At 64.5% G+C, this 4311-nt stretch carries 6 protein-coding genes; 4 read left to right on the forward strand and 2 right to left on the reverse strand.

Annotated elements, in window-relative coordinates; all coding sequences use genetic code 11:
* Positions 1-768 (reverse strand): ParB/RepB/Spo0J family partition protein (locus QZY06_RS15890; protein ID WP_295686043.1); only part of this gene is annotated, 768 nt, incomplete at its 3' end.
* 147 nt (positions 769-915) lie between these two features.
* Here QZY06_RS15890 and folE point away from each other — a divergent pair.
* Both folE and QZY06_RS15900 read left to right on the forward strand, forming a co-directional pair.
* Entirely contained in the window at positions 916-1470 is a 555-nt protein-coding gene (gene folE, locus QZY06_RS15895) for a GTP cyclohydrolase I FolE (RefSeq protein WP_295686048.1), read from the forward strand.
* 127 nt (positions 1471-1597) lie between these two features.
* Positions 1598-2584 (forward strand): acyl-ACP desaturase, encoded by a 987-nt coding sequence (locus tag QZY06_RS15900; RefSeq protein ID WP_295686044.1) that lies wholly within the window; start codon positions 1598-1600, stop codon positions 2582-2584.
* A 24-nt stretch (positions 2585-2608) separates the two neighbouring features.
* On the opposite strand, the gene QZY06_RS15905 is transcribed toward QZY06_RS15900, so the two are convergent.
* On the reverse strand, positions 2609-2890 hold the full coding sequence (locus QZY06_RS15905; protein ID WP_295686045.1) for an acylphosphatase: 282 nt from the start codon (positions 2888-2890) through the stop codon (positions 2609-2611).
* Positions 2891-2933: 43 nt separating this feature from the next.
* Here QZY06_RS15905 and QZY06_RS15910 point away from each other — a divergent pair, with 43 nt between their 5' ends.
* Positions 2934-3623 (forward strand): hypothetical protein, encoded by a 690-nt coding sequence (locus tag QZY06_RS15910; protein ID WP_295686046.1) that lies wholly within the window; start codon positions 2934-2936, stop codon positions 3621-3623.
* A 16-nt stretch (positions 3624-3639) separates the two neighbouring features.
* Positions 3640-3996 (forward strand): glyoxalase superfamily protein, encoded by a 357-nt coding sequence (locus QZY06_RS15915; RefSeq protein ID WP_295686047.1) that lies wholly within the window; start codon positions 3640-3642, stop codon positions 3994-3996.
* Positions 3997-4311: the final 315 nt, after the last annotated feature.

Raw genomic sequence — 4311 nt, forward strand, 5'->3', positions numbered from 1 at the left:
ACCATCGAGTTCGTCGAGGTCATGAAACTTCACGCGCAGCTCACCGCTGCCAGCGCTGCCCGGCTTGAACGCGGCGGTGTAACCGAGATGATCGGACAGCTTGCCGGCCAGCTTCTGCCAGTCGTCCGGCTTGGCTGATGCGGCGACCACGCGCGCGCCCGTAGCCAGCCGCCGTTCGAGCGCCCGCACGCTGAGCCGTTCACGCACGCAGGCTTCGGCCCAGCGCAGTTGCGAGTGCGTCTGCAGCCCGGCCAGCACCTTCGCGTGACCGAGGCTCAAGCTGCCTTCATCGAGCATCGTCTGCACCGCTGGCGCCAGCGCCAGCAGGCGCAGGAAGTTGGTGACATAAGCGCGGGACTTGCCGATGCGGCTGCCGATCGCTTCGTGAGTCAGCGTGTGCGCCTCGCCGAGCTTGCGCAGGCCATCGGCGGTTTCCATCGGCGACAGCGATTCGCGCTGCAGGTTTTCGATCAGTCCGAGCACGCGGGCTTCGGCTTCGTCGAGATCGTCGCGGATCAGCGCCGGTACCTCGTGCAGGCCGGCCAGTTGCGCGGCGCGCCAGCGGCGTTCGCCGGCCAGCAGCTCGTACTCGCGGCGCGGACCGACACCGATCGAGCGCAGCACCAGCGGCTGGATGATGCCGGACTCGCGGATTGACTCGGCCAGCTCGCGCAGTGCGTCTGCCGCAAAGCGGCGCCGGGCCTGGGTCGTGCCCGGTCGAATCAGGTCCAGCGGAATACGGCGAATGGTTTCGCCCGGTACGGTCACGGGGTGGCTTGATCCCTGTGGGATAATCCCGATATTGAACCATCAAAGTGCGCGGCCATGCGGTCAGCGCGGGTCGTCATCCCAACTTCGGTCTTCGAGTCGCTGCAATCTGCGCGCCGGACCTGTCCCCGAATCATTTTTCATTCAATAGGAACGTCCGTGGAAGAGCATTACAAGGCGATCATCGAAGCCGTTGGCGAGGACCCGAATCGCGAAGGCCTGCTGCGCACGCCGCATCGCGCCGCGAAAGCGATGGAATTCCTGACCCAGGGCTACAAGCAGGATCTGAAGGAACTGGTCAACGATGCGGTGTTCACCACCTCGAACAACGAGATGGTGATCGTCCGCGACATCGAGCTGTATTCGATGTGCGAGCACCATCTGCTGCCCTTCCTCGGACGGGCTCATATTGCCTATCTGCCGAACGGCAAGGTCATCGGCCTGTCCAAGATTCCACGCATCGTCGACATGTTCGCGCGCCGCCTGCAGATTCAGGAGAAGCTGACGCAGCAGATCGGCAACTGCGTGCAGGAAGTGACGGATGCCAAGGGTGTGGCCGTTGTCGTGGAAGCGAAACATCTGTGCGCGATGATGCGCGGCGTCGAAAAGCAGAACTCGTCGATGACCACATCGATGATGCTCGGCCGCTTTCGGGACGATCCGCGCACCCGCCAGGAATTCCTGACCCTGATCCGCGGCTGAATCCGATCGGGGGCCAGGCACCGTATCGATTGTTACGGGCCGGCGTCACGTTCGTATAATCGCCGCAGTTCCAACCGGCGCAGTCATCACACCGATTGCCGCGTCCTGTATCCCGGAGTCAGAAACCATGGGCAGCGCAGCGCCTCGTCACACATTTGGCACGCCGGACCAGATCGCCGTCATGGTCGATCTCCAAGCCTTTGTCGAGCAGCAGACCGCCGAGCATCTCGAACGCCGCAAGCTGTGGTTCCCGAACGAACTGCTGTCGGCGGACGCGCATGACGTCGAAGCCGCCGATGCCGACATCGCCGAAGTGCGTGAGGCCGCGCGCGGCCTGCCGGACACCATCCGCGTCGCGCTGGCCCTGAACCTGCTGACCGAGGAAGGCCTGCCGCACTTCCATCGCCTGATCGCCACGCATCTCGGCAACGAATCGCCGTGGAGCACCTGGAACAACATGTGGACGGCCGAGGAAGACCGCCACGGCTGTGCGATGCGCGACTACTGCCGCGATGCCCGCATCTTCAACATGGGCGCGCTGGAGAAGATGCAGTACCACTACATCGAGGCCGGCTTCAATCCGGACTGGCAGCAGGACCCGTATCGCCTGCTCGCCTACACCTCGATGCAGGAGAAGGCGACCCAGGTTGCCCATGCCAATACCGGCCGCACCTGCGGCAAGTACGAGCCGCGCATCCAGCGCATCCTCGCCCACATCGCGGGCGATGAATCGCGCCATTACGCGTTCTACCGGGCCTGCTTCGGCGGCATCCTGGAACGTGATCCGAACAATGCGCTGTACTCGCTGCTGAAAGTGATGCCGGCGCTGGCGATGCCCGGCCACAACATGCCGGGCTACGACCACATGTCCGATGTCGTCCGCCGTGCCGAGATCTACGGCCCGCGCAACTATCAGGCGATCGTCGAGGAACTGCTCGAACACTGGCAGATCGGCGCGATGACCGGTCTTTCGGCCAGCGGCCGCGAGTACCAGGACAAGCTGATGAAGATCCCGGCCCGCTTGGCGCGGATGGCCGATTACCTGGACGGCAAGGCCGTCGGCACCCGGGATTTCAGCTTCGATTTCATCTACAACCGCGTGATCACGATCTGATCCTCCGTTATCCGGCGCTGACGTTCAGCGCCGGACAACGAAGCCGGCATCGTCTGCCACCGGCGCATCGACAGCGCGCCATTCCAGCGTTTCGACCTGGGCCGTCGGGGGCCCGCGGCGCAGCCAGTCGCGCAGGCTCATCACCGCCTCGAAACTGGCGCCGGCAACCAGCCCTTCCACCGAACCGTCCGGGCAGTTGCGTACCCAGCCGAGCAGGCCCAGCGCTTGTGCCTTGCGCCGGGTCGCGACCCGGAAGCCCACGCCCTGGACCCGGCCGGTGACGACGAAGCGGTAAGATTCCTGCATGTCGGCAATTCGTTTCGAAAGTACGCGCCGGAGGGAGTGAAGCATGGCTTTGGCCATCATAAATCGCTTGCGCCGCGGGCTGGGGCAAGGCTTCGATGCCATCGCCGGCCGGGCGATGGATCTGGCTGGCCGTGAGTCGTTTTCCTTGTCCGCCGAACTGCCGGGACTCACCGCCGATGCGCCGCTGCTGCGCCTGAAGCTGGAAATGCTCAGCGAGGAACTGGGCGATGGCGGCCGCTTCCGGCTGCGTGCGCATCTGCAGGCGCATCTGGCCAGCGCGCTGACGCCGCTGCCATCACCGGGTAAGGCCCGCGATGCGCTCGCTGGCCCGGATACGCAAAGCCTGCCCGCCGCTGGCGTCGGCCGGCTATTGCGGATGACGCTCAAGGTGCCGGCGATCCGCCGCGTGGCAGCGCCGCTGATCCGTCATGACGTCAACACCTGGGTCGATGTCCGCGCCTCGACCGCTGATCTCGTCGACGGCGCCCGGGCGCTGCTGCCTGAAAGCGAGCAGCTAAAGGCGCTCGGTATCGATACCACGGTGGTCGGCGATGGTCCGCTGGCCCAGACCTGGGCCGGTTCCACGGGCGGCCTGACGCCGGGCTTTGCCCAGGTGTCGCTGATCCAGATCGACAAGCGCCATCTGCCGAAAGCGGTCAGTGCCCTGCTCGGCGATCAGCCCTTCCAGCTGGTGGCGGCGGTGGTCAACGTGGCCGAGGAAAAGCGGCGCTAGCGCAGGAGGTTTCCAGATGAACTTTGGCAAGCCGGTGCCGATACTGCGCATCTTCGATGAAGCCAAGACCAGGGAGTTCTATGTCGACTTCCTCGGCTTCGAGATCAACTGGGAGCATCGCTTCGAAGCCGATCTGCCGCTCTACCTGCAGGTATCGAAAGGCGATTGCGTGCTGCATCTGTCCGAGCACCACGGCGATTGCAGCCCGGGTGCAGCGATGCGGATTCCGGTCGACGATCTCGACGCTTTTCATCGCGAGCTGCTGTCGAAGCGCTACAGCTACGCGCGGCCCGGTATCGAGCAGATGCCCTGGGGCCGAGACTTGTCGGTGAGCGATCCCTTCGGCAACCGCCTGACCTTCACCGGCAACTGAGCCGCGCGGCCAACAAAAAAGCGGGAACCTTTCGGTCCCCGCCTCAAACCCTCCCCCCAAAAATGATCCGGCGTGCTGCGGTGGCCGGGAACCTCGAAGCCTTTGCTGCAGCAGAAGGCTTGATGGAGCGGAGACTAGCCTCATTTTTTACGGCCGCCTAGACCCGCAGTGCAACATGCAGCAAAGCTCGGTGGGCTGTCGTTCATGGCGGTGATGGCTTGTCATGCTGCTCGCGTACCATCGCGACCGGTCAGGCCTGCCCGCCTCCGAACAGCGCGGCGTCTTTCCTTCACTCCATCCGACGGATCGAATCAC

The organism is uncultured Nevskia sp. (assembly GCF_903885465.1).
GTDB lineage: Bacteria > Pseudomonadota > Gammaproteobacteria > Nevskiales > Nevskiaceae > Nevskia.

Excerpts from the sequence above, each read along its gene's own strand:
- QZY06_RS15900 (WP_295686044.1), top strand. The coding sequence starts at position 1,598 with ATGGGCAGCGCAGCGCCTCGTCACACATTTGGCACGCCGGACCAGATC.
- QZY06_RS15905 (WP_295686045.1), bottom strand. The coding sequence starts at position 2,890 with ATGCAGGAATCTTACCGCTTCGTCGTCACCGGCCGGGTCCAGGGCGTG.
- QZY06_RS15910 (WP_295686046.1), top strand. The coding sequence starts at position 2,934 with ATGGCTTTGGCCATCATAAATCGCTTGCGCCGCGGGCTGGGGCAAGGC.
- QZY06_RS15915 (WP_295686047.1), top strand. The coding sequence starts at position 3,640 with ATGAACTTTGGCAAGCCGGTGCCGATACTGCGCATCTTCGATGAAGCC.